Source organism: Dyadobacter fermentans DSM 18053 (genome assembly GCF_000023125.1).
Taxonomy (GTDB): Bacteria; Bacteroidota; Bacteroidia; order Cytophagales; family Spirosomataceae; genus Dyadobacter; species Dyadobacter fermentans.
Genome location: NC_013037.1, coordinates 2,017,966 through 2,039,809, shown reverse-complemented (window position 1 = coordinate 2,039,809; position 21,844 = coordinate 2,017,966). Strand labels below are relative to the sequence as shown.

General features: G+C 53.2%; 18 protein-coding genes. 10 read left to right on the top strand and 8 right to left on the bottom strand.

The window, feature by feature from the left end:
* Nucleotides 1-2: 2 nt before the first annotated feature.
* From DFER_RS08265 to DFER_RS08240, 6 genes are read right to left on the bottom strand one after another with little or no spacing between them, the layout of a single operon-like run.
* On the bottom strand, nt 3-413 hold the full coding sequence (locus DFER_RS08265; RefSeq protein WP_015811172.1) for a response regulator: 411 nt from the start codon (nt 411-413) through the stop codon (nt 3-5).
* Entirely contained in the window at nt 410-2,086 is a 1,677-nt protein-coding gene (locus DFER_RS29120) for a PAS domain-containing sensor histidine kinase (protein ID WP_015811171.1), read from the bottom strand. The genes DFER_RS08265 and DFER_RS29120 overlap by 4 nt, the downstream gene beginning before the upstream one ends.
* Before the next feature lie 4 nt (nt 2,087-2,090).
* Complete coding sequence (locus DFER_RS08255) at nt 2,091-3,098, bottom strand: ATP-binding SpoIIE family protein phosphatase (protein WP_015811170.1); 1,008 nt, start codon at nt 3,096-3,098, stop codon at nt 2,091-2,093.
* Entirely contained in the window at nt 3,091-3,510 is a 420-nt protein-coding gene (locus DFER_RS08250) for an anti-sigma regulatory factor (protein WP_015811169.1), read from the bottom strand. The genes DFER_RS08255 and DFER_RS08250 overlap by 8 nt, the downstream gene beginning before the upstream one ends.
* Nucleotides 3,485-3,883, bottom strand: coding sequence for an STAS domain-containing protein (locus tag DFER_RS08245; RefSeq protein WP_015811168.1), 399 nt, complete (start codon nt 3,881-3,883; stop codon nt 3,485-3,487). Before DFER_RS08245 ends, DFER_RS08250 begins: the two co-directional genes overlap by 26 nt.
* A gap of 19 nt (nt 3,884-3,902) precedes the next feature.
* Nucleotides 3,903-4,769 carry an STAS domain-containing protein gene (locus tag DFER_RS08240; protein WP_015811167.1) on the bottom strand — a complete coding sequence of 289 codons (867 nt, stop codon included), beginning with the start codon at nt 4,767-4,769 and terminating at the stop codon, nt 3,903-3,905.
* 165 nt (nt 4,770-4,934) lie between these two features.
* Here DFER_RS08240 and DFER_RS08235 point away from each other — a divergent pair, with 165 nt between their 5' ends.
* From DFER_RS08235 to DFER_RS08195, 9 genes are all read left to right on the top strand, one after another.
* Nucleotides 4,935-5,951: a helix-turn-helix transcriptional regulator gene (locus tag DFER_RS08235; RefSeq protein WP_015811166.1), complete on the top strand. Its 1,017-nt coding sequence runs from the start codon at nt 4,935-4,937 to the stop codon at nt 5,949-5,951.
* Nucleotides 5,952-6,099: 148 nt separating this feature from the next.
* Entirely contained in the window at nt 6,100-8,571 is a 2,472-nt protein-coding gene (locus DFER_RS08230) for a TonB-dependent receptor (RefSeq protein ID WP_015811165.1), read from the top strand.
* Between the two features lie 11 nt (nt 8,572-8,582).
* Nucleotides 8,583-9,923, top strand: a complete 1,341-nt coding sequence (locus tag DFER_RS08225) for a DUF4374 domain-containing protein (RefSeq protein ID WP_015811164.1) — start codon at nt 8,583-8,585, stop codon at nt 9,921-9,923.
* Nucleotides 9,924-9,930: 7 nt separating this feature from the next.
* A complete protein-coding gene (locus DFER_RS08220) occupies nt 9,931-11,460 on the top strand; it encodes an ankyrin repeat domain-containing protein (RefSeq protein WP_015811163.1) in 1,530 nt (509 codons plus the stop codon).
* A gap of 97 nt (nt 11,461-11,557) precedes the next feature.
* Nucleotides 11,558-12,043 carry a DUF2271 domain-containing protein gene (locus tag DFER_RS08215; protein ID WP_015811162.1) on the top strand — a complete coding sequence of 162 codons (486 nt, stop codon included), beginning with the start codon at nt 11,558-11,560 and terminating at the stop codon, nt 12,041-12,043.
* Nucleotides 12,044-12,048: 5 nt separating this feature from the next.
* Nucleotides 12,049-14,247: a PepSY domain-containing protein gene (locus tag DFER_RS08210; RefSeq protein ID WP_015811161.1), complete on the top strand. Its 2,199-nt coding sequence runs from the start codon at nt 12,049-12,051 to the stop codon at nt 14,245-14,247.
* Between the two features lies 1 nt (nt 14,248).
* On the top strand, nt 14,249-15,235 hold the full coding sequence (locus tag DFER_RS08205; protein WP_015811160.1) for an FAD:protein FMN transferase: 987 nt from the start codon (nt 14,249-14,251) through the stop codon (nt 15,233-15,235).
* A gap of 227 nt (nt 15,236-15,462) precedes the next feature.
* The gene (locus DFER_RS08200; protein WP_229206206.1) at nt 15,463-17,166 is read left to right on the top strand and encodes a hypothetical protein; all 1,704 of its coding nucleotides are present in this window, start codon (nt 15,463-15,465) and stop codon (nt 17,164-17,166) included.
* Nucleotides 17,167-17,380: 214 nt separating this feature from the next.
* Entirely contained in the window at nt 17,381-18,013 is a 633-nt protein-coding gene (locus tag DFER_RS08195) for a response regulator (protein ID WP_083769056.1), read from the top strand.
* A gap of 30 nt (nt 18,014-18,043) precedes the next feature.
* Here DFER_RS08195 and DFER_RS08190 read toward each other — a convergent pair whose 3' ends face one another.
* Both DFER_RS08190 and DFER_RS29115 read right to left on the bottom strand, forming a co-directional pair.
* Entirely contained in the window at nt 18,044-19,258 is a 1,215-nt protein-coding gene (locus DFER_RS08190; protein WP_015811157.1) for a sensor histidine kinase, read from the bottom strand.
* Between the two features lie 157 nt (nt 19,259-19,415).
* A complete protein-coding gene (locus DFER_RS29115) occupies nt 19,416-20,891 on the bottom strand; it encodes an SdrD B-like domain-containing protein (RefSeq protein WP_015811156.1) in 1,476 nt (491 codons plus the stop codon).
* 310 nt (nt 20,892-21,201) lie between these two features.
* On the opposite strand from DFER_RS29115, the gene DFER_RS08180 reads away from it, so the two are divergent.
* Nucleotides 21,202-21,765 (top strand): RNA polymerase sigma-70 factor, encoded by a 564-nt coding sequence (locus DFER_RS08180; RefSeq protein WP_187293438.1) that lies wholly within the window; start codon nt 21,202-21,204, stop codon nt 21,763-21,765.
* The last annotated feature ends 79 nt before the right edge of the window (nt 21,766-21,844 follow it).

Below are 21,844 nucleotides of genomic sequence, written 5' to 3'. Positions count from 1 at the left end.
GCTCACTTCAAGCCCGACTTGCTGTATTCAAGAATGGACAGAAGCGTTTCGGAGATTTCTTTGTACGAATATCCCTTCGTGAACACGGCAATGCGGTCGCTGTCCATACCGGCCGATTGGAAGGCCGATGGGTCGGAAGTAGTGAGGAACACGAACGGGGGTAGGGTATTCCCCAAACCGCGGTGCGTAAGTAACGCGTCGAGTAATTCGAAACCGTTCATGACCGGCATATTGACGTCGCTGATGATGACGACGGGTGTAGGGTTGGTTTCCTGCAGATAATCGAGCGCGTCGTGGCCGTTACGGAATACTTTCACCGAATTTTCGAGGCGCAATTCGTCCAATGCGGTCGTGATCAGGAAGATATCGTCCTCGTCGTCCTCCACCAATACGATAGGTCCGGTTACATTCATAAGAGAGGTGGGTTAATTTGGTAAGGTAAATAAACACTGAAAACAGATCCCTGATTGATCTTGCTTTTCACACTGATGCTCCCGCGGTGCATTTCAATGATCCGCTTGCAAATAGCGAGCCCGATTCCTGTGCCCTTGAACTGATCCTGTGTGTGCAGCCGCTGAAACATCTGAAATATCCGGTCGACGTGCTTTTCGTCAAATCCGATGCCATTGTCGCTCACGTCCACCTGCACCCAGGTCGTTTGCTGGTCGAGGCCGTTGGCGTCGATCACTTCCGCGGCCGGGAAAGAATAGGTAATCTGAATGCGCGGGGCTGCCCCGTCCCTGACGAATTTGATCGCATTTCCCACAAAATTCTGGAACAGCAGCACCAGCAGCCGCCTGTTGCCGACCAGCGTAGCAGAGCCGCGTAGCTGTATTTCTGCATTGGATTCGCTGATTTCCTTGTCCAGATGCTCCCTTACCTGGTCCACGATTTCGAGCAGTTCGATCGGGTGCACGTCAATGTCCTGGTCGGCCGATATGCCGGAGTAATCGAGCAGGTCGCGGATCACGGCTACCATCCGCTCCGAGCCGGATTTGACCCGGTTGAGCAGGCTCGTTCCGTCCGCCGGGAGCAAATGCCCGAAACGGCTGTTGAGCATTTCGGAAAACACGATCATTTTGCGGGCAGGTTCCTGCAAGTCGTGCGAAGCCACGTAGGCAAAGCGCGCCAGTTCCTGGTTTTTGCGGTTCAAGTCCGTGATCGTTGCATCGAGTTCGATCTGGCGCTTTTGCAACACTCTTTTTGTGTCGCGCAGCTCGGCATTGTCGCGCAGCGTTTCTTCCACCAGTTTCTGCGCGTGAATGTTGACCAGGAAGCCCGCCCATTCGGGAAGGCCGGTCGATGAGTTGAGCACCGGGCTCATGGAAAGCAGATGCCAGATCCGCTCGCCGTTGGATTTTTTGGTCAGCGAAATCTCCATCGAAAACTCCGAATTCCCCGAAAGCTGCTCGCGGACCTGCTCCACGGGCACGCTTGGCTCGCATCCCGAAAGCCAGTTGATCCAGTTGCCGCCGACGTTCTGAATGTCGCTGCCCGCGAAAAGTTTGAAACCCTCGTTGGCAAAAAGAAGGCGTCCCTGGTCGTTAAGGGTAAACATCATCAGCGGAATCGTGTCGGTCAATGTCTGGTAGCGTTTTTCGCTCTCTACCAGTTTATTGGCCATTTCTTGCAGCTGCATGTTCAGCTGTTTTGCCTGCTCGTACGGAGTCACGGGCGGCATTTCGTCAAATAGTTTTTGCCCTTTAATAATGTACTCCCTGCTCAGCCGGGAGCCGACGGGCATTTCGAAGAGCAGCAAAATCGAATCCGGATCGACGCTGAAACCGCTTACCAGCCGGCGTGCGTAGCCCAGGTTCGGATTATCCCGCGCGATGTCGCCGATGGAAGTATCGACGATCTTCGCATATACGCTGTTTTTGCCGTGGGGTGTTTTGAGGAAACCCAGCATCATATGCGAGCGGCTGCCCTTATCGAGCACCAGCCGGCACACTTCCGAAACCGCCGTCGCAAAGCTGGTTTGATGCACCAGCCCCAACCCGGCAAACTCAGCCACCTGCATCGACCGCTTGTGGGCCAGCATCAGATCCAGGTCGTTGTCGAGATTCAGTTTGGTAATGACGTGCATAGGGCTAGGTTTTGACTACAACTACGGAAGTATCATCGGAATGACGTGCGAAATCCTTGTAAATGACTGCTGCGAGAATCGACTGGTCGCACCGGAACGCGCCGATGTGCTTGGAGGCATCCCAACGCGAGGAGACCCCGTCGGAGCAAAGCACCAGGTGCCTGCCGGCTTCCGATTTCACCGTCTGCGATTCGAGGTGCCGTGGTATGTTCACGCCTACGATGCCATTATAAGGCAGGTACGACTTGGACGAAATCGCGTCATGCAGCCTCGTGGAGATATTCCCTATCCCGCAAAACTGCCACGTTTTCGCAGTCAGGTCATACACGCCCACCGTGGCCACCAGTCCGCGTGTGCTTTTCACCTGGTGATGCATGTCGGTCAGGATCTGATGCGGCGTGTTGAAAAGGCTTTTCTGAAAAGCTTCCGCCGCTTTTTCCGAGGCTTGCTGGGCCAGTATACCGTGGCCGAGGCCGTCGGCCAGCATGACTTTCAGGAAATATGCATTGGCTTTCCAGCTGAAAAGGTCGCCGCAATACTGCTCGCCGGGTTTCGGAAGCACAATAGGATAGATTCCGTATCTGAAAGGATTCACTTTTGATGGGTTTTGCTTAAAAACTCTCACCATCAAAATCGTGCCCCAGCCCGGCACCGAGTAGATCTGGAACTGGTCGGATAACCGTTTGATAGCTCCTAATCCCTGTCCCAATGTCCCCGTGGTGGACACCCCGTCTTCGATCATCCGTGCGGGATCGCTCATTCCGGGGCCGCTGTCGATGCTGAGCACCTCCACGGCACGCGTGTCGCCATCCACAATGCCCCGCAGGATAATTTCCCCGCCGCCGGCGTGTTTGAGGAGATTGGTCGATATTTCACTGATAATAATGTCGAGTTCCGCCAGTTGCTTCGCCGATAGGGTCATTTTTTGTGCCAACCGGGATGCTTCTTTTTTAACGAGGGTGATCGAACTGCGGTCTTTCAGGTCAAACGCAATTTGTTGTGCACTATCCATTCTTCCACTTAATAATTTTAACGGTAGTGCCTTTTCCTACTGTACTGTCAATACTGAACTCACTCACCAGCCGCTTGGCGCCGGGGAGCCCCATGCCCATGCTCTTGCCGGTTGTGAACCCATCCTGCATGGCTTTTTTGATGTCGGCTATGCCGGGGCCTTTGTCTTCGAAAATGAGCTGTACGCCGGGCTCACGGCCCCGGGTTACGGTTTGGAGCAATACATTGCCGCCGCCTCCGTAAATGAGCATGTTTCGCGCCAGTTCGCTTACCGCGGTGATCAGTTTGGTTTGGTTGACAATCCCCATACCAAGTTTGGCCGCAACTTCTTTAACCCTGTTGCGACAAATCACCACGTCCCGCTCTTGACGGACGGAAAGGATTTCCCTAATATTCGTCGTTGTCGTCAACATCTATGTCGTCCGTTTCGTCGGGCATTCGCGCTGCAAGTAAAGCCATCCCGCGTTCTACATTCAGGGCAGTATGGACACCGGACAAAGGAAGACCAAGTTCTATCAATGTAATGGCGACGGCGGGCTGCATGCCCACCACCACTGTTTCTGCGTCGAGAATGCTGGACATCGCCGCAATGTTCCCGATGATTTTGCCCATAAACGAGTCGACGATGGACAAGGCGGAAATGTCGATGAGAACGCCCCGCGCGCCTGTTTTGTGCACCATCTGGATCAGATCTTCTTCCAGCGTGAGCGCCAGCCTGTCATACAGATCGACCTGAATGGTAACCAACAGGAATTTACCCATTTTCAGGATAGGTATTCTTTCCATATATTAATGTAAAAGGCCGTTACGGGTTCAATTTTTCTTTCTGCATACGTTTCACTTCCAGTTGCAGCGTTCCAAAAGCAAATTTCAAAGCGCCCGCAAGGGTGGCTTTTGTAACCATCTTGGAAAGATCTATGCCAAGGTGCACCACTGTTTGCGCGATTTCCGGGCGGATGCCGCTGATAATGCAGTCGGCACCGAGGAGGCGGATCGCATTTACCGTTTTGATCAGGTGCTGCGCTACGAGCGAGTCCACCGCAGGCACGCCCGAAATGTCGAGAATGGCGATTGAGCTCTCATTTTCCACGATTCCCTGCAACAGGTTTTCCATCACTACCTGCGTGCGGGCGCTGTCGAGCGTGCCGATGATCGGCATGGCGATAATGCCGTCCCAAACCTTGATGACCGGCGTGGATAGCTCGGCCATTTCGTCGGCCTGGCTGAGGATCACTTCCTCACGTCCCTTGATGAAGGTTTCGAAGCTGATGATGCCGATATTGTCGATAAATTTGCTCAGTTCCAGCGTAACGTCATACAGTTCACGCGGGTTGTCGCCCACAATTTCGGCCAGGGCCTTGAACAGCGCGTCTTTCAGCGAGAAAATATAGGTGGCCGTTTCTCTCGGCGAAAAACCCTGCTTGGCGCGGGAGAGGGTCAGCCCGGAAATGAAATCGAACAGCGGTTCGAGATCCACCGAGTAGATGTCTGTGATGTTTTCGGCGGTGATTGCTTTCAGGAGTACGTCCAGCAGTTCGGACGATTGTGCTTTGAGGTCGTCGGATGAATTGAAATTGCCCTGGAAGTCGTCGGCCAGTTCGCGCTGGTTTACCCAATTATCCAGTATCTGATCTTGTTTAGTGCGCAGAGACTCTACAATCGCTATCGTCATTTTTTGTGAAAGGTTAAGTACAAAGCGACCAAGGTAAGGATAAGGCCAGACAGTTTAAGTAACGCCCTCACTTATTTTCAAAAATCGTCTGTCCGCAGCCTCGCAGCGCGGCGGGAGGCGCAAAATAGCGTTTGATTTTGCCGGCCCGATTGCGAACTTTGGAGCATGGAAAAAAGAGGCGTGGGTAAGTTGGAGCCGGACAGCAGCGTAGTGATCCATCATTACCGGTTTCCGGACATTTGCCAGATGAAGGCGCACGAGGTGTCGGACAGGGCATTGACGATGGACGAGCAGGATTTTGCCGGTATCGGACGGGAAATTGCCGTCGAAGGCATTCACCTGTGGTACCAGTCCCTGAAATTCGCCCACCAGCGGACCTGGCAGATCCGGAACGATGCCCCGCGCGTGCAGATGAACTTCAACCTGCAAGGCAGCACGTCTTTCTATTCCAACAAACTGGAAAAAGTATTCGTACGGTTCAGCACCGGCCAGCATAACCTCATCCTCATTCCGGAAGGGGATATTCAAATGCACTGGTCGGCCGATGAGCATTCGGAGATCTTCTCACTCAGCCTTTGCACTGATTTTTTCCAAAGCCTTCTACCGCCTTCCCAGCGCCTCAGCCAGCATTTCCAAATGGGCATCGAGCAACGGCTGCCGGCATTTATGAGCATGCGCAACCTGCCGGTGACTGCGCAGATGGGCCGTATTTTGTTTGAAATACTCCATTGCGAATACACCGGGCACCATAAAAGCCTTTTTGTGAAAGCCAAAACGGTGGAGCTTTTGCTCCTCCAAATGGAACAGCACGAGCATTTGCCGCTGCCCAGCATCCTGTCCAGCCTGAACAGCGCACATGCCGAACAAATGCAGCTTGTGAAAAACATCCTGGACGAAAACCTGGGCCAGCAATGGTCGCTGAAAGAGCTTGCGCGGCGAGTAGGTACCAATGAATTCAACCTTAAAAAGTATTTCAAGGAAGTGTTCGGTGAGACGGTATTCGGCTATCTGCACCAGAAACGGATGGAAACGGCCAAGGACGAGCTCTGCCAGCCGGGATCGTCGGTGAACGACATTGCCCAGCGCATGGGCTACAAACACCCCACGCATTTCACGGCCGCCTTCAAGAAATACCACGGAATCCTGCCCAGCAGGCTCAGTAAATCCAATTACTCCCTCTGACGTCTCCCGTATTCCCTCTCGCGTCGTTTTCGGTTCGCGTGGCCACTTATCTTTGCATTTATTATTAGTCTAAATAAGGTTTTTCGTTAAATCACCCGTTTAAACGAAGGCCAGCAGGCTAGACCCCCGGACATCAGTAAATAATACAATGCTATTGAAACACGCTTTACGCATCGCAGCCATCGCCACGCTGTTCCATTTCAGTACGAATGCCCAGACGACGGCTACCAGGAAGGCGACGATTAAAGGAAAAGTGAAGGACGAAAGGGGCGCGGTGGTGAGCTTTGTCACGGTGCGTGTGGGCGATTCCAACATCGCTACGTTCTCTGAAACCGACGGGACATTTCAGCTGAAAGACGTGCCTTACGGACATCAGGACATCGTGATCACATCGGTGGAGATCGAAACCAAAAAGCTGAAACTCCATGTGATCAAGCCCACGCACGAGCTCAACCCCGTGGTGGCTAGGACCGCGCAGGAGCTCAGCGAAGTGAATATTGTCCAAAAGACGGAAAAGAAGCAGATCGAAACGCAGGGCTTTGCCGTGGCGGTGATCGAAACGAAAGAAGCATCGCTCCGAAACCTGAACACGAACGAACTGCTCGACCGCTCGGTAGGCGTGCGCGTCCGGCAGAACGGCGGGATCGGCTCACGGGTAGAGTATAACCTGAATGGCATGTCGGGCAGCGCGGTCGGGATTTTCCTCGACGGGATCGAAATATCGACCTACGGATCGTCCTTCAACCTGAACAATATTCCGCCGGCGATGATCGAGCGCATCGAGGTGTACAAGGGCGTGCTGCCCGCGCACCTCTCGGGCGACTACGTGGGCGGGGCCATTAACGTGGTGCTCAAAAAGGACGCTTCGCAAAACAACATTACCGCGGCCGTTGCCTACGGGTCATTCAATACCTTTCAGGCGGACCTGTCCGGAATTTACCGGAACAAGCGTACGGGCTTCACAACGAGGGGCTCGGGCTTTTATACGTATACCGATAATAGTTACACTACCTGGGGCAAGTTCTCGAAGTTTGTACACCCCGACAGGACCCTTGAACGCTACTATCGCGCCAAGCGCTTCAACAATGCCTACCGGACGGTCGGCGGGCGTTTTGAGGTCGGTTTTACCAATGTTAACTGGGCGGACCAGTTTTTTGTAGGCTACAACGTGTCGGACACTTACGCCGACATTCCACACGGTACCACCATGGCGCGGCCTTATGTGGGACGGTTTGGCGAGTACCAGGCGCATGTGGTGAGTTTGAATTATAACAAAAATAATTTCCTGGTAAAAGGCATGGCGCTGAATGTGAACGCCGTGAGAAGTTACCGCAGCACCTACGTGCAGGACACGGTAGGGCAGGTGTACAACTGGGACGGCAACCCGCGCATGCTCATCCGCAATGGAGAGGTGATCCCCGTGCCGCCCACGCCCGGAATGGGCCAGCAGGGAGCGAAAAGCATTGTGGAGGTGAACCGCAAGATCACCAACATGCGCTCGAACCTCGGCTACACCATCTTCCCCGGCCATCGGATATCCCTGAACCACAAGCTGGAAGCGACCGACCGAGATGATAACGACCTGCTCAACTCGGTGAACAAAGACCTCGTGACGGTGAGTAATGTAATGACCAACATCGTTGCGCTGAACTACGAGGCGCAGGTGCTGAACGACAAGCTGAAAACCAATATTTTAGGAAAATACACCTCCAACCGCACCATCCAGACGAAGCCGGAACTGGTGGAACAGGACGGCGAGAATGTGGTGAACCGGGTGGAAAGTAAAGCGGTGAACAACAATTTCGGATATGGAGCCACAGTGTCGTACAATGTGTTTTCCAAAATGTATGTCATCGGCTCCACGCAAAACTCCTATGTATCGGCAACTGAAAACCAGCTCTACGGCGACCCTGAGAATAACATTCTCGAAAACCTGGACCTGGTGCCCGAGAAGAACATCAACTACAACCTCGGCTTCCGGCACGGACCCATTCAAACGGGCAAGCACAAGCTCACGCTCTACGCGAGCGCATTCTGGCGGAACGGTTATAACAAAATCACCCAGCAGGCGGTGGAAGATCAGATCATCCCCGGCCGCGAAAGCGACGCGGATATCCAGGTGACGAAATATGTAAACATCGGACGGACACAGTCGAGAGGTTTTGAAGGAGAGATCATTTATGTGTACGACAATCGTTTGAATGCGCTTTTCAACTTCTCCAAGTTCGCCACACTGTTCAAGCAAAAGACCGACCAGAAGGGCAACCCGCACGATTTGTACGACTTACAATTACCCAACGAGCCGTTTTTCACAATGAACGGCAGCGTGCAATACCGGCTGAATGACAAGTTCCAGAAAAAATCCATCCTGAACCTTTATTATAACACCGGCTACGTAGCGCCATTCAATACGGTTTGGATGGAATCGGAATGGTTTACGACACCCACGCAATTCTACCACGACATTGGCGCGAGCTACCGCTTCCCCAGCGGCAAAATGGTAGCCAGCCTCGACCTGAAAAACATTCTCAATGCCGAAATGTATGACAACTTCGGCGTGCAGAAGCCCGGCAGAAGCATATCCATCAAATTGAATTATACAATCAGTAAATTTCTATAATCCGTTTCAATATGAAAAAGAGCCTGTTAAGCGCAGCTATTTTAGGTATGACCCTGGTTTTCGCAGGGTGTAATGATGATGAAGGAACACCCGGCCCGGGCCAGGGAACGCCGGAAAGCGAGAGAGAGTTTATTTCCCTTACGGCTTCTATTCCTGACGAGGCCGGAACAGCCGGTAACGGCGGAACAATGGCTTATGCGATCACGCATGAGCAGGCTGTAAACCCCAACTTCTCGGTAGACATTTATAAGGATGGTTTCGGTTTGAGATCCGCCCGTACAGCCCGCGTGCAGGCATCCGAGGACGGTACCGAGCTGTACAACATCCAGTATACCGGCGAAGACGGCGGTGTGTTTAACAAATACCTGGTAAAAGGCGCTAAAAACTATCAGGATACCGGCAACGAGCTTGACCTTTCGGACATCGTGGGCACATCGCCGCGCTGGACCAAAGCGGCCGAAAACATCGGCATAGGCGTGCATTTGACGGGAAGCACCACGGTTACCGAAGGCACCGCGCCGAACCACGTGTTTAAATACACCCGCGGAAAAGTGCGCATCGCCGTGATCGACCTCGAAAATGCACGGGTTCCCAACTCCACAGAATTCGACTTCCCATTCCCGGCTGAGCTCGAAGCGCAGGGATATTCGGTAGGACGCATCGACGTGCCGGTTTTGAACGAGGCCAAGGACAAAATCTACATTGGCTGCAACGTAAGCAAAATCGATCCTACGAAATTGAGCTACAATGCCAGCGGAAACCCGGTATGGGCTAACGACGCGGCTAACAGAGCGCTGGGCACGACAACCCTCGTGGTAGATTACCCGTCACTCCAGAACCCGAAGCTGATCTACTCCACAGTTTCTAAAACCAACAACCACTCGTACCGCACCATGACGCAGTACGTAGGCGCCGACGGCCATGTGTACCAGGCAACGGCTACCGGCGGCAAGGACATCCTGCGCATCAGCAAGTCAACCAACGATTATGACAATACCTACCACTTCGACCTCGACGCGGCACTGGGCCTGACCGGCACGCGCATCCAGGCTTGGAGATATATTAAGGACGGCATCGGGATGGCGTTGTATAATATTGCGGGAGAAGGTGGCTATATTGCAATGATTGACCTGAATGCAAAAACCGCGACCAAAATCGCGAACGATTACGAAGCAGGCCTGGACTTCGGTCAGTTCCAGAACCTGGCAGTGAGCGGCGATCACATTTATGTACCACTTACCCCAACAGGCGAAGCGGGCAGATTGTACGTGGTTAACTGGAAAACAAAAGAAGTGACCAAAGGTGCGGTGCTGGCAGGTCAGTCGGGATCAAGCTATCTGGGATCTTACTAATATTGATATGAAAAAAATCCTTCTAACCGCATTCATGCTGTCGGCGATGTTCGCCAATGCACAGCAAGGGCCCCGGGGCAACACGTTGATGAGCCCCGATTTCTGGAAAACCAAACCTACCGTGGAGCAGGTGAAGGCGGAAATCGCGAAGGGCAACAGCCCTTCCCAGCCGGATGCCGCTTCCTGGGACCCCACAGCCCGTGCCATCCTGAACGGCGCCCCATTGGAAACCATTAAGTTAATGGTGGAGCAGGAGGGGAATAGCGTGAAGAAAAAAACGCACCACAGCGCATCGTACCTGCATTGGGCGGCTGCGCGGGGGAATGCGGAACTGGTGGGCTACCTGATCGACAAGGGCTCGGATGTGCACTTGACGGATAGCCACGGCGCAAGTGTGATCGGCAATGCCGCAGCCAATGGCAACCAGGACAAGGGCGTTTACGAAGCGCTGTTCAAAGCGGGTGTGTCGCCCAAAGCAAAGTATGACAACGGCGCTACCGTGCTCATGCTGGGCGTGGCCGCCGACCCGGAACTTACGCTGACCGACTATTTCATTTCCAAAGGGCTTTCCATCACCGATAAGGACGAATACGGACGTACCGTAGCCGACTACGCTGCCCGCACGGGCAACCGCGAGCTGATGGAAAAGCTCATCAAAAGGGGCGTGAAGCCGACGGGCCAGGCATTGTTCTTTGCCTCGCAGGGATCACGCATGTCGAGCAACGGCATTGATACCTACAAATACCTGGTAGAAACGCTGAAACTGGACCCGAAAACGATCAGCAAGGACGGCGCAACGGTGCTGCACCAGCTCATCCGCAGACCTAATGCGGAGGTGATCGCCTACTTCGTGGACAAAGGTGTTGATTTGAACAAGGCTGATAATGAGGGCAATACGCTGCTCATGCTGGCCGCGTCGGGAAGGGACGTACAGCTCGTGGAGCAAACGTTGCTGCCGAAGGTCAAGAACATCAATGCAAAAAATGAAAAAGGTGAATCGGCATTGACGAAGGCCATTGCCACCGGATCGTCTGAAATGGCGGCATTGCTGCTCAAAAACGGCGCGGACGTGCAGGTGCTGGACAAAGACCAATACAACCTGGCCTACTACTGGTTCGAATCGTACCGCGAAGGTGCGGGACCGGGCGGTCCGGGCTCCGGTAGCGGCAATGGCCGTGAACGTGCCGAGCAGGAGTTTGAGAAAAAGCTGGAATTGCTGAAAAGCGCCGGTCTGGATGTGTCGGCTCCGCAGAAAAACGGCAACACGCTTTTCCACCTCGCCGTAGCGAAGGGCAACGAGAAGCTGTTCCAGAGAGCTTCGGCACTGGGCGCCAACATCAATGCGCAGGATAAGGAAGGGGCAACGCCTCTGCACAAAGCGGCCCTTACTGCCAAAGATGATAAAGTGCTGAAAGCGCTGATCGCGCTCGGCGCGAAAAAGGAGCTCAAAACCGAGTTCGGTGAGACGGCCTATGACCTGGCAAAGGAAAATAACTTCCTCGCGGACAATAAGGTAACCATCGATTTCCTTAAATAGTTATTTGCTTCCGCCGCATTGCAGTCAACCGTTTTTCCCGGGCGACCGCATTGCGGCGGATTCTTTTCACCCATTGAAATTATTGACAAACCAACCGATGAAGCATTCTTCAAGATTCCTTTTGCCGATTGTTTTCGCACTCCTTTTTACTGTAAACGCATTCGCGCAGACGAGCAAATACAAATGCCTTGTGCAAATGGACGGCTACCGCGGCGAGGCGGCCTACGTGGTGATTTCGCTCATTAATCCGCAGGGCGCTTACGACAAAACCCTCTATGTACTCGGTCCCGACAAACAGTGGTACAACACCCTGAAAGAATGGCATAAGTATCAAACCAAAACCAAGGCGAAACTCAGCGCCATCACGGGCGCATCCATCGCCGGCGGCGACCGTGCCGTGCACGTGATCGAGATCGACGACGCGAAGCTCAACAAGGGTTACAAGCTGCGATTCGAATCGGCTGTGGAAGAACAGAAATACCATGTTACCGACGTCGAGATCCCGTTGACCACCGAAGGCCTCGCCGAGCGGGCTACCGGCAAGGGATATGTCCGTTTTGTAAAACTTAGTAAAGTACAGTAAACCCGATGACGCTCTCCATCTGGCGGTATGCACATTTGGCGCTGGCATTTGTATCCACGCTGTTTCTGGTGATCCTCTCGGTAACGGGCGTCATCCTTGCATTCGACGCGGTGAATGAGAAAATGCCAGCCTATCGCGTGAGCGATATCGACGGCATTACACTCGCGGAATGCATTCCCGCATTAAGTAAAGTTTACCCCGAAATCATTGAACTTACGGTCGACCATAACCAGTTTGTAGCAATAGACGCTACCGATGCGGACGGCGAGCCGGTGAAAGCTTACATTAATCCGCGCAATGGCGCTGTGCTGGGGCCTGTTGTGCCCAAAAGTGCGTTTATGCAGTGGAATATTGCTTTACACCGTTCGCTTTTCCTGAAAGAGACGGGCCGTATCGTGGTCGGGGTGGTGTCCTTTTTGCTATTCCTGATCACCGTTAGCGGCTTTGTGCTGATCCTCAAACGGCAGCAGGGGCTGCGCCATTTCTTTGATAGGATCAACCGCGATTTTTTCTCCCAATACTTCCACGTCGTCACCGGCCGGCTCTTCCTGGTTCCCATTCTCGTGATCTCGCTTACGGGCACTTACCTGTTTATGATGCGGATCGGCTTGCTGGAACAAGAAGCAGGCGAACCGGTGCCGACGGAACAGGCTGCCGATGCGGCATCTCTTGAAAAAAGCCAATTTCCGGTATTTCAGCAAACCAGGCTGGCGGAGGTGGAAAAGGTGGAATTCCCGCTGCTGGAAGACGACCCGGAAGAATTTTTTGTGCTCAAACTCCGAGACAAAACGGTCACCATTAATCAGATCGACGGCAGCATTGTGAGCGAGGCGGCACAGGCCAGGGCAGTTGTATTTGAAAAACTGAGTCTGGACCTGCACACCGGCCGCACGAACATCATCTGGGCCATTGTGCTCGGGCTTTCTTCACTCAATATCCTGGCATTTATCTACACCGGTTTCGTGATGACCTGGAAGCGGACCCGGACGAGCATTAAAAACCGGTTCAAACCCGAAAACGCAGAAATAGTGGTGCTGACTGGCACCGAAAACGGCAGCACGTTATTTTTTGCCAACCAAATCCACCGGCAGCTGCTCTCGGACGGAAAGCGCTCTTTTCTCGCCGAAATGAACCAGTACCGTGCCTATCCGCAGGCGAAACATCTCATTATTTTCACGTCCACCTACGGCCTCGGCAGCCCGCCCGCCAATGCCACGCATTTTGCCGCATTGGTAAAAAAAGTGCCGCAGCAGCAGGACATGACGTTCAGCGTCGTGGGGTTTGGCTCCAAAGCCTATCCCGATTTTTGCGCATTCGCGATGGAGGTGGATCAGCTGCTGGAAGGACAGCAATGGGCCAGACGCTACCTGGATCTTCACACGGTGAATGACAAGTCGCCGGAGGAATTTGTAAAATGGGTGCATGCATGGAGCGAGCAGTCGCTCACGGCCCTGGCTACGGCGCCAGCATTGTATACCACCCGGCAGGTAGGGCTGAAAAACCTGAAAGTAGTAGAAAAAACTTCGGTGAGTGCGGATAATGCCACTTTCAAAATCGTGCTCGCACCCGAGTCGCGGAATGGCTTCCAGTCGGGCGATTTGCTGGCTATTTACCCCGCGTCCGACAGCCGCGAGCGGTTTTATTCCATTGGACAAAACAATGGGATGATCCAGCTGATGGTGAAGCTCTACGAAGACGGCCTGGGCTCGGGATACCTCTACGGACTCGAACCGAACAGCACACTGAAAGCCCGCATTATGCCCAATCCGGGCTTCCATTTCCCGCAAAAAGCGACAACCGTGGCGATGATCGCCAACGGCACGGGCATCGCGCCGTTTCTGGGAATGGTGATGAACAACCGGGCGAATGTGCCGGTGCGGATGTACGCGGGTTTCAGGCACGACAACGAGCTGACGGCGCATTACAGGCAATTCGCTTCGGCGGAAATCGACGAAAAGCGACTGGAAGGCCTGCATATTGCCTATTCCCGCGGAGCCGAACCGCAATACGTGATGGACCTCATCCGGCGGGATGCCCTGTATTTCACGGACTTGCTGGCCAATGACGGCGTGATCATGATTTGCGGCTCGCTGAAAATGCAGAAGGACGTGGAGCTTTTGCTCGAGGATCTTTGTGTTTCAGGAAATATCCGCGGCCTGAGTTACTACAAGGACCGCGGTCAGATTTTAACGGATTGTTATTAAAATGCTTATAAGATCGCTGGTGGCTTGGCTGGCAATGCTTGCATTCGTGGCCGGATGTGCACTACCCGGCCATGCCCAGGTGACGGTGAAGCGCCGGGTGACGCTCATGGGGTCATTGTTCGACATCAGCATTACGGCCAGGGATTCGGCTGGCGCTCATGCGGAAATCGACCGGGCGGTGGAAGAAATCACGCGCATCGAAAACCTGATCTCCGAATGGCGCCCCGAAACGCAGATCTCCGAAGTGAACAGGAATGCCGGGATCAGGCCGGTAACGGTGGACAGGGAAGTATTTGAACTCACCCGGCGGGCCGTTCAATATTCCAATATGACCGGTGGCGCATTCGACGTGAGCATTGCCGCCATGGACAAGCTATGGCGGTACGATGGCAGCATGACCGAAATGCCCGACCCGGAAGCGATCCGGAAATCGATCGAAAACGTGGGGTTCCGGCACATCGTGCTCGATAGCCTGCATTCCACGATTTACCTGTCGCGACCGGGCATGAAAATCGGTTTTGGCTCCATTGGAAAAGGCTACGCCGCCGACCGCTGCCGCGAGCTCCTGCAAGCGCGGGGCGTGCCGGGCGGAATCGTAAATGCCTCGGGCGACCTGGCCGCATGGGGTGAGCAGGCCGACGGAAAACCCTGGGCAATCGGCATTAATAATCCATTCAAAACGCGGAAAATGGTGAAGGTTTTTAAAATCAGGACCGGTTCCTTCGCTACTTCGGGCAGCTATGAGAAATATGCCGAGATCGACGGCAAGCGATTTTCACACATCATTAATCCCCAAACGGGCTATCCGTCGACGGGCATTACCAGCGTCACCATCTCCGGGCCCAGCACGGAGTTTGCCAATTTCCTCAGCACGTCGGTAATGGTTCTGGGCGTGCCAAACGGCCTCGATCTGGTGAAACGTTTTCCCGGATATCAATGCCTGCTTCTCACCGATCATGCACGGATTGTACGCAGCAGAGGCAAATAACGCACCGGCTGCTCATTGCGACGTGCAATTATGCATGGAAATATCCGATAAGGGGGCTATTTTCGCAAATTGGTTTGTGCTGCTCCGGATAATGCGTTCCGATGGAACGGTATTTTTCCTGGTACCAACTGACCATAGTTTTTAACAGCGGCCCCCCAGCCTCAGCATGGAAGTCCAACGCGTCGGTTTTCACCAAAAGTGTTTGCCGAAGCGGTAATCACCCGATCATGAACATAATTTTACGAATTGTGCCGGCAGCGGTTTTATGCCTGGTTGTTGCAATTTATTTGGTGTACAACATCTTCTTCTCAGTCAACTTTCCATTTCAGGACGATTTTCTACTAATCCAATTTATTGAAGCAATATCCGGGCAGCAAATAGGGGTGGAGGGGCTTCTCACCGAGCTGTTCCGCACGTTCAATGATCATAAAGCAGTAGTACCGAGGCTCATAGCCCTGATCGACTATACCCTTACCGGGCACCTCCATTTCCGTTTCTACATTTTCCTGGTGCTCGCCAACATCATTTATATATTCAGTTTCGTATTTATCCAGTTCCGGAAAATGCAGCTCCCGCTGTATTATTTCCTGCCTGTCCCGTTCCTGTTTTTTCACCCGCTTTTCCATGATATTTCCGGCTGGGCGCTCAACGGCATGCAGCATACGTTTCTCACGGCATTCACCGTCACGGCTATTCTTATCGCCTCCGGGCGTGTGCGCGGCGGCTTTTACCTGGCGATGTTCTGTTGCTTTCTGGCCACATTCACACATGGGAACGGCGTGCTCTCGTTCCCGGCGATCATTTTTTATTATTTGTGTTTAAAAGACCTGCGCAAGGCGGGTTTGACGGTCGTGTTCATGGTGATCTGTCTGGTGATTTACCTCGCCGGATACGAATCCGGGCAGGCGGTTGATTTGCCCAAAAGCATCGGCTCGTTCACGCTTTCGTTCTTCGGTTTTATCGGTTCGGGAATGTCCATGTGGTCTTATCCCGAGACGCTGTCGATGTTGTGGGGGCTCGTCATTACTGCATTCATGATTTACCTGATCGTGAAGGTTTTAATGGGGTATTTCAAAAAAGACGTGGTGATCAGGACGGGAACGGCGGAGCTGTTGACGCTATTTGTCTTTATCGCCGTGACCAGCTTTGTAATCGCTCTGTTCCGGTCGTGGACGGGAAGCACACTCGCAAGCCGTTTTCAGATTTACGCCGCATTGTCGACGGTGATATTTTACGTGTTTCTGGTCGATTACCTGCCGTTTTTCAGGAAAAAAGGAGTGCTGGCAACCATTCTCGTGCTGAGCGTCGGCTATTGGGCCTATTCCTACTACCGCTACACGGGTGTGGTCGCGAACAAGAAAACGACCTACCTCGCGGACGTCTACAACTGGACCACCAACAAAAACATGTTCTCCGTCGAGAAAAGCATTATCCGTAACGGCGACTTTTACCTCTCGCCCGCCTACGCGAAGGGCTTTTTCCGGCTGCCGGCCCCGGTCGTTGCCGAACGCCAGCTCGATTCCATGTTTGCCGCAACACCCGAAGGGGAGGATTTCAAGGTGTTTCTCGAAACGTGGACCGTAGAGCGGCCGCTGCGCGAGGGGAACGAGATCATGGAGATGTTTTTCCTGACCAGCCACGACGCGCCCGCACCCAGGGCCCTACTCAGCGACCGGTTCCTGGTCCTCCGCAGCCGTGACGACAATCGCATTCACCTCATGTGCGCCAATCCCAAAATAGAGGGCCGCAAAAAGGTGTTCACGGGCCGGGGATATTTCCAGCCGGGCTTCAACACACTGCTCCGCAGCGACGACCTGAGCCCCGGTGGCTACGACCTCGGAGTGCTGGATGTGGCCGGTCACAATGCCCCGGTTTTCCATCGCCTCGACCGCCAGTTGCAGGTCGCCGACGGCCGGATTTCCCTACGGTAAAAGCCGCGCATTCAGGCAGCAGGCAGGCAGTGATTCTCTGTCGATATTTACAATTTCGTGATACGAAGTTGTTCGATGTCTGCTCATTATAATTCGATCCGTCAGCATCAAAATTAAAAGTAGTTCGTCCGGTTGCCATTCCGCAAAAAGGTAACCGGTCGTAAATATTACTTATTTTGGCTGCACAATGGATTAACTCACTTACCCCCCAATTATGAAGCAATTTTTAGTGGTTGATGATCATCCTATGATGCAGATCAGCCTGCAACTTCTATTGAAAGAAATTTTCGAAGGTTGTAACGTACACATGACGGCTTCGTTTCAGGATTCACTTGCGAGACTGGACGAAACCAACATCGATTTGATCGTGCTGGACCTGGGTATTCCGGGCAGTGCGGGTGTGGACATGATCAAACAACTGCGCGAGCGACAGCCGGAGGTGCGTATTCTGGTGTTCAGCGCGCGTGACGAGTCCATGAACGCGCCCATTTACCTGCGGGCGGGTGCGAATGGTTTTTTACACAAAATGTCCTCGCAGGACGAAATACGGACTGCTTTGAAGACCGTCATCAACGACAAAAAGTACGTAAGCAGCCAGTTGCAGGCACAAATGCTCGAAGCCCTGACTTCCAACAAGGCGATTGACGCGAACAGCTACGATGGCCTCTCGCCGCGCGAAAAGGAGGTCTTGCACAAAATGCTCGACGGCGACACGATCAAGGAGATCAGTGAATCGCTGCGCATGAAGCAGTCCACTGTAAGCACCTACAAAGAGCGGATCATGCAGAAAATGGAAGCAACCAACATTGTGGACCTTGTGCGCAAAACGCTTTGGTATATTGATTAACCTGTTCATAAAGAGGTTAGTACCGGTCGGTTAGCTTTGGAATGCCAGTTCCACTGCCGTCGACCGCTCATCTGACCGCATGCAGACGGCGATTCCGAGCATCGTGGAGATTTCCTTTACCAGAATGAGCCCAATGCCGGCCAGTGGCGCGATATCCCGCTGCAAAACCGGTTCCCCGGTTTTGGAATTGAACCATTGCACGATAGCGGGCGGTACCTGGTTGCCGGTATTTTCGATCGACAGGTGCGCCTGCTCGTGCTGCATGGCGCTCCTGATCACGATCCGGCCGTTGCGCGTATGTTTATTAGCGTTGTCGATGAGGTTATGCAGCACCACGCCCAGCAGGCCGGGGTTACTCACGATCCCGGCCGCTGCATTCAGTTCCAGTTCGAGGGTATTGCCCTGGCTGTTGATCACCCCTTTAAATAATGCAGATTTCTGCACCACGAGCTGTCCGAGGTGGATCGTTTCCAGCCTCGACAGCTTGTGCTCGACAGGCAGCTTAGTGAATTCAAGCAGGTTTTTGACATAACCATACATGGTTTCGAGGGACTTGGTCAGCTCGATGCTATGGGTTTCCACGGTGTCGTACTCCTGCCGTTGGAGCAGCTCACAGATGTTCCTGGACACCATGAGCAGGTAATTGAACGGCGCGCCGATATCGTGCGTGATAGACGCCACGAGGCGCGATTGGACGTACAATTGGTGCTTCAAGCTTTGCTGCGACTCTTCTAGGGAATGGAGCGTTTGGTGCAATGCGTGCGTCCGTTCGGCCACGGCCTCTTCGAGCAACTCGTTCTCGACCTTGATCCGTTCCAATGCGAGCCGCTCATTCTCCCTGCGCTGAAAACGCGCTTCATAGTCTCTTTTGAGGTACACCGCCGCGGGGATCAGGACAATGCTCATCAGCACGCCCCGGCTCGACAGCATCATCACCCGCATGGAAAAGCTCCGGGACGTACGGAAAGGGAAGTCTTTAAAATAGGGATTGAATGTGAAGAAAAAGACATTGGACCAAAAGCAGCAGCAAAGTACCGACAGCACAATGCCCTTCCAGCTTTTGACCCGTCGCCGGATGTAATGGATGCTGTACCAGCATGTGAGCGACATCAGGAAAATCACGATTTCCGAGCCGATCAGGTTAACAGGGTCATTCAACTGCCCTTCGGAAATGCGGGCCGGCAATACGAATAGCGGGATCGAGGCTGCCACGGCCAGGCCCGCTTTATGTAGATGGGTATTCATTAAACAGCATTTTGGCGCGACCAGACTTCGCTTTGCTGCAAAACTAGTCTGCAAACAGAAATAGTTGATAAAAAACGTTGGTAACCTGACGGCAACAGACAGGGGCCCGCATACCTGCGGGCCCCTGATGATAAACCGGACGAATGGTGATCGGCTGTTAGCGGTGGATCAGCAGTTTCTGCGACTGGGCCGCTCCATTGTGATCTACCACACGCACCACGTAAGTGCCGGGCGTGAGCTTCGAAATATCGATCGGTTCTGCACCGGTCTTTTTCAGCACGAGCACCGAGCGCGCATCGAACAGCTGTACTTCCGCCACATTTCCTTCCTGTGCCGAGCGCACAACGAGCTCATTGGCAGCAGGGTTAGGGAATACGGAGAACAGGGTAGCCTGGTTGTTTTTCGTAACGACGATCCGGCTGTATGCGAAAGTTTCGTCGGTATCAACCATTTTCAAACGGTACAGCGTCACCGGGGCCAGCGGTTTTGCATCAGTGAATGTATAGGTTTTGCGCTCTGAGCTTTCACCGGAGGCGGCTACTCGCCCTATCTGCACGAATTTCTTGCCATCGGCACTGGCTTCTACTTCGAAATGGCTGCTATTGGTCTCTTCGCCGGTTTCCCATTTGAGCTGCACCTGGCCTGCTTCCTGGTTGGCAGAGAAAGCAACGAGCGTCACGGGCAATGCACCTTCTGCATACTGGTACACCACACACGCACCCGCGCTTACGTACGTTTGCACGAAGGTCTGCTGGTTACCGCTTCCCACCACGGTCACGCCACTTTTAGAGTCGCCCTCTATCACCAGTGATTCGTTTCCTTTGAAAGCGCCGTCCACTAAAAACGGAGCATAGTCGTAACTGCCCGTCGCGAATGAATACTCGTTGGGCCAGCTGATTCCCGATGTGCCGCCGTAGTCCTGCGTACCATCGTAAGCTGGCAAATTTCCGGTTTTAGGGACATCGCTATTGACTTTCAATGTCTGGCTTTTGGGCAGTGCCAGGGTGATAATGCCCTGTACCGAAATGTCATATTCGTCGGGTGTTCCCAGGTTTTCGATCCCGATAGTGGGGTGCCATACCGCCCCGGAGGCGAAGATGTTGACGGCAACCGGTTGCGGCTCCACGCTGGATTTGGGGAGGAGCAGATCCTCTTGCCATACTGTTACCGCGGGCTCTTTCATGGTACAGTATGTGATCGTGTTGGGTTTCGGTTGCAGGCCGAGCCCTTGTGCTTCAACGGGCGTTACGCCATCGACGACAATCTGATCGGAATAGTTCGAACTGTTTGCTGCGCTGTTTACCGAGTTGTCGCTGCCTGCGCGCTTCGGTACAACGGAATATCCTTTGGTTGGATACACGTATTCCAGAAAGTACGCTCCCGCGGTAGCGGCACTCAGTGCAAATGTTCCGTCGCTTTTGCTGATGGTCGTGCCAACAACTTTGCCGTCGGAGGCGAGCAGTTTCACCAGCACGGCGGGTACTACGGCCTCCGAAGGGTCCCGGATTCCATCAAACGGTTTCTTTTCCTGCCATACTGTGCCGGTGATCGACACCGGTCCCTGGGCAACTGCAGCACTTCCGAAGAATGCCAGATTGAAAAATGCAATTAAAGTGGATGTAGAGATTCTCATGATTATCCTTTTACGGTTTCATGCAAACCTACTTGGCTGTGAGCGCGGAAACGTAGCGAAATCGCCTTTTGTAATAGAATTTATTGTACCCGGCATTTAGTAATGTTTCCATGCTGATGCGCGGCTTGTGGCGGGTTGTAATGCGAGCCTTTAGGCGCTTGCAACGATCATCAGTGCAAGCACGGAACCTGCAAAGGGTCTCCGGTCGGAAAGTATAACGAACTTTTCAGCCGGCGATTTCGACCGGCAAGTAAAAAGGCTCATGCACCCGGCTTTTGCGAGGGTTAATCCACTAATTCGTTACCAGCAATTGGATTCCGAGTCCCTGCATAGCGCCGATCCTTTTTCGGAACCGAAAGTCCTTCAAAAGAAAGATTTTGAGGCACTTTACAGGTTGTATTGGCAGCGCTTGTACAATTTTGCCCTTTCCAAAACGCACGACAGGGACGTTGCGGAGGAAATCGTACAGGACTTGTTTGTAACCATTTGGGAAAAACGCCGGGAATTGCGGGTGACAAACTACCAGAGCTACCTCTTCGTGTCGGTGCGCAACAAGGTCATCAACCACTACAAGCAGGCAATCTTTGCAGATCTGGACAGTGCTTCTGATTCCGTAGCTCCCGATTATCCGCTGTTTCTGGAAGAGCTCGACGCTGCATTGAGAAACGCCCTGGGCCAGCTTCCCCAAAAAACGCACGACATCTTCTTTCTCAGCCGGTTCGAGGGAAAATCGGTGAGCGAAATTTCCTCTCAGCTCGCAATCCCCGAACGTACCATCGAATACCACATCACCCAGGCGCTTCGCCAGCTGAAAGTACTGCTCCGCAACAGTACATCCATTATCATTGCAGTTATTATAAATATTAAATTTTAAAGATTACATCGCGGGTTTTGATTAATAAATATAAACTTTTGATGATTTCTTTATCCCATTTGCGGTTGGGGGCCACTTT

What these genes read in the sequence shown, in the direction of transcription:
- DFER_RS08250 (WP_015811169.1), bottom strand. Translation starts at nt 3,510, where the DNA reads ATGTTGACGACAACGACGAATATTAGGGAAATCCTTTCCGTCCGTCAA.
- DFER_RS08265 (WP_015811172.1), bottom strand. Translation starts at nt 413, where the DNA reads ATGAATGTAACCGGACCTATCGTATTGGTGGAGGACGACGAGGACGAT.
- DFER_RS08190 (WP_015811157.1), bottom strand. Translation starts at nt 19,258, where the DNA reads ATGAATACCCATCTACATAAAGCGGGCCTGGCCGTGGCAGCCTCGATC.
- DFER_RS29120 (WP_015811171.1), bottom strand. Translation starts at nt 2,086, where the DNA reads ATGCACGTCATTACCAAACTGAATCTCGACAACGACCTGGATCTGATG.
- DFER_RS29115 (WP_015811156.1), bottom strand. Translation starts at nt 20,891, where the DNA reads ATGAGAATCTCTACATCCACTTTAATTGCATTTTTCAATCTGGCATTC.
- DFER_RS08205 (WP_015811160.1), top strand. Translation starts at nt 14,249, where the DNA reads ATGCTTATAAGATCGCTGGTGGCTTGGCTGGCAATGCTTGCATTCGTG.
- DFER_RS08240 (WP_015811167.1), bottom strand. Translation starts at nt 4,769, where the DNA reads ATGACGATAGCGATTGTAGAGTCTCTGCGCACTAAACAAGATCAGATA.
- DFER_RS08230 (WP_015811165.1), top strand. Translation starts at nt 6,100, where the DNA reads ATGCTATTGAAACACGCTTTACGCATCGCAGCCATCGCCACGCTGTTC.
- DFER_RS08235 (WP_015811166.1), top strand. Translation starts at nt 4,935, where the DNA reads ATGGAAAAAAGAGGCGTGGGTAAGTTGGAGCCGGACAGCAGCGTAGTG.
- DFER_RS08195 (WP_083769056.1), top strand. Translation starts at nt 17,381, where the DNA reads ATGAAGCAATTTTTAGTGGTTGATGATCATCCTATGATGCAGATCAGC.
- DFER_RS08225 (WP_015811164.1), top strand. Translation starts at nt 8,583, where the DNA reads ATGAAAAAGAGCCTGTTAAGCGCAGCTATTTTAGGTATGACCCTGGTT.
- DFER_RS08255 (WP_015811170.1), bottom strand. Translation starts at nt 3,098, where the DNA reads ATGGATAGTGCACAACAAATTGCGTTTGACCTGAAAGACCGCAGTTCG.
- DFER_RS08210 (WP_015811161.1), top strand. Translation starts at nt 12,049, where the DNA reads ATGACGCTCTCCATCTGGCGGTATGCACATTTGGCGCTGGCATTTGTA.
- DFER_RS08245 (WP_015811168.1), bottom strand. Translation starts at nt 3,883, where the DNA reads ATGGAAAGAATACCTATCCTGAAAATGGGTAAATTCCTGTTGGTTACC.
- DFER_RS08220 (WP_015811163.1), top strand. Translation starts at nt 9,931, where the DNA reads ATGAAAAAAATCCTTCTAACCGCATTCATGCTGTCGGCGATGTTCGCC.
- DFER_RS08215 (WP_015811162.1), top strand. Translation starts at nt 11,558, where the DNA reads ATGAAGCATTCTTCAAGATTCCTTTTGCCGATTGTTTTCGCACTCCTT.
- DFER_RS08200 (WP_229206206.1), top strand. Translation starts at nt 15,463, where the DNA reads ATGAACATAATTTTACGAATTGTGCCGGCAGCGGTTTTATGCCTGGTT.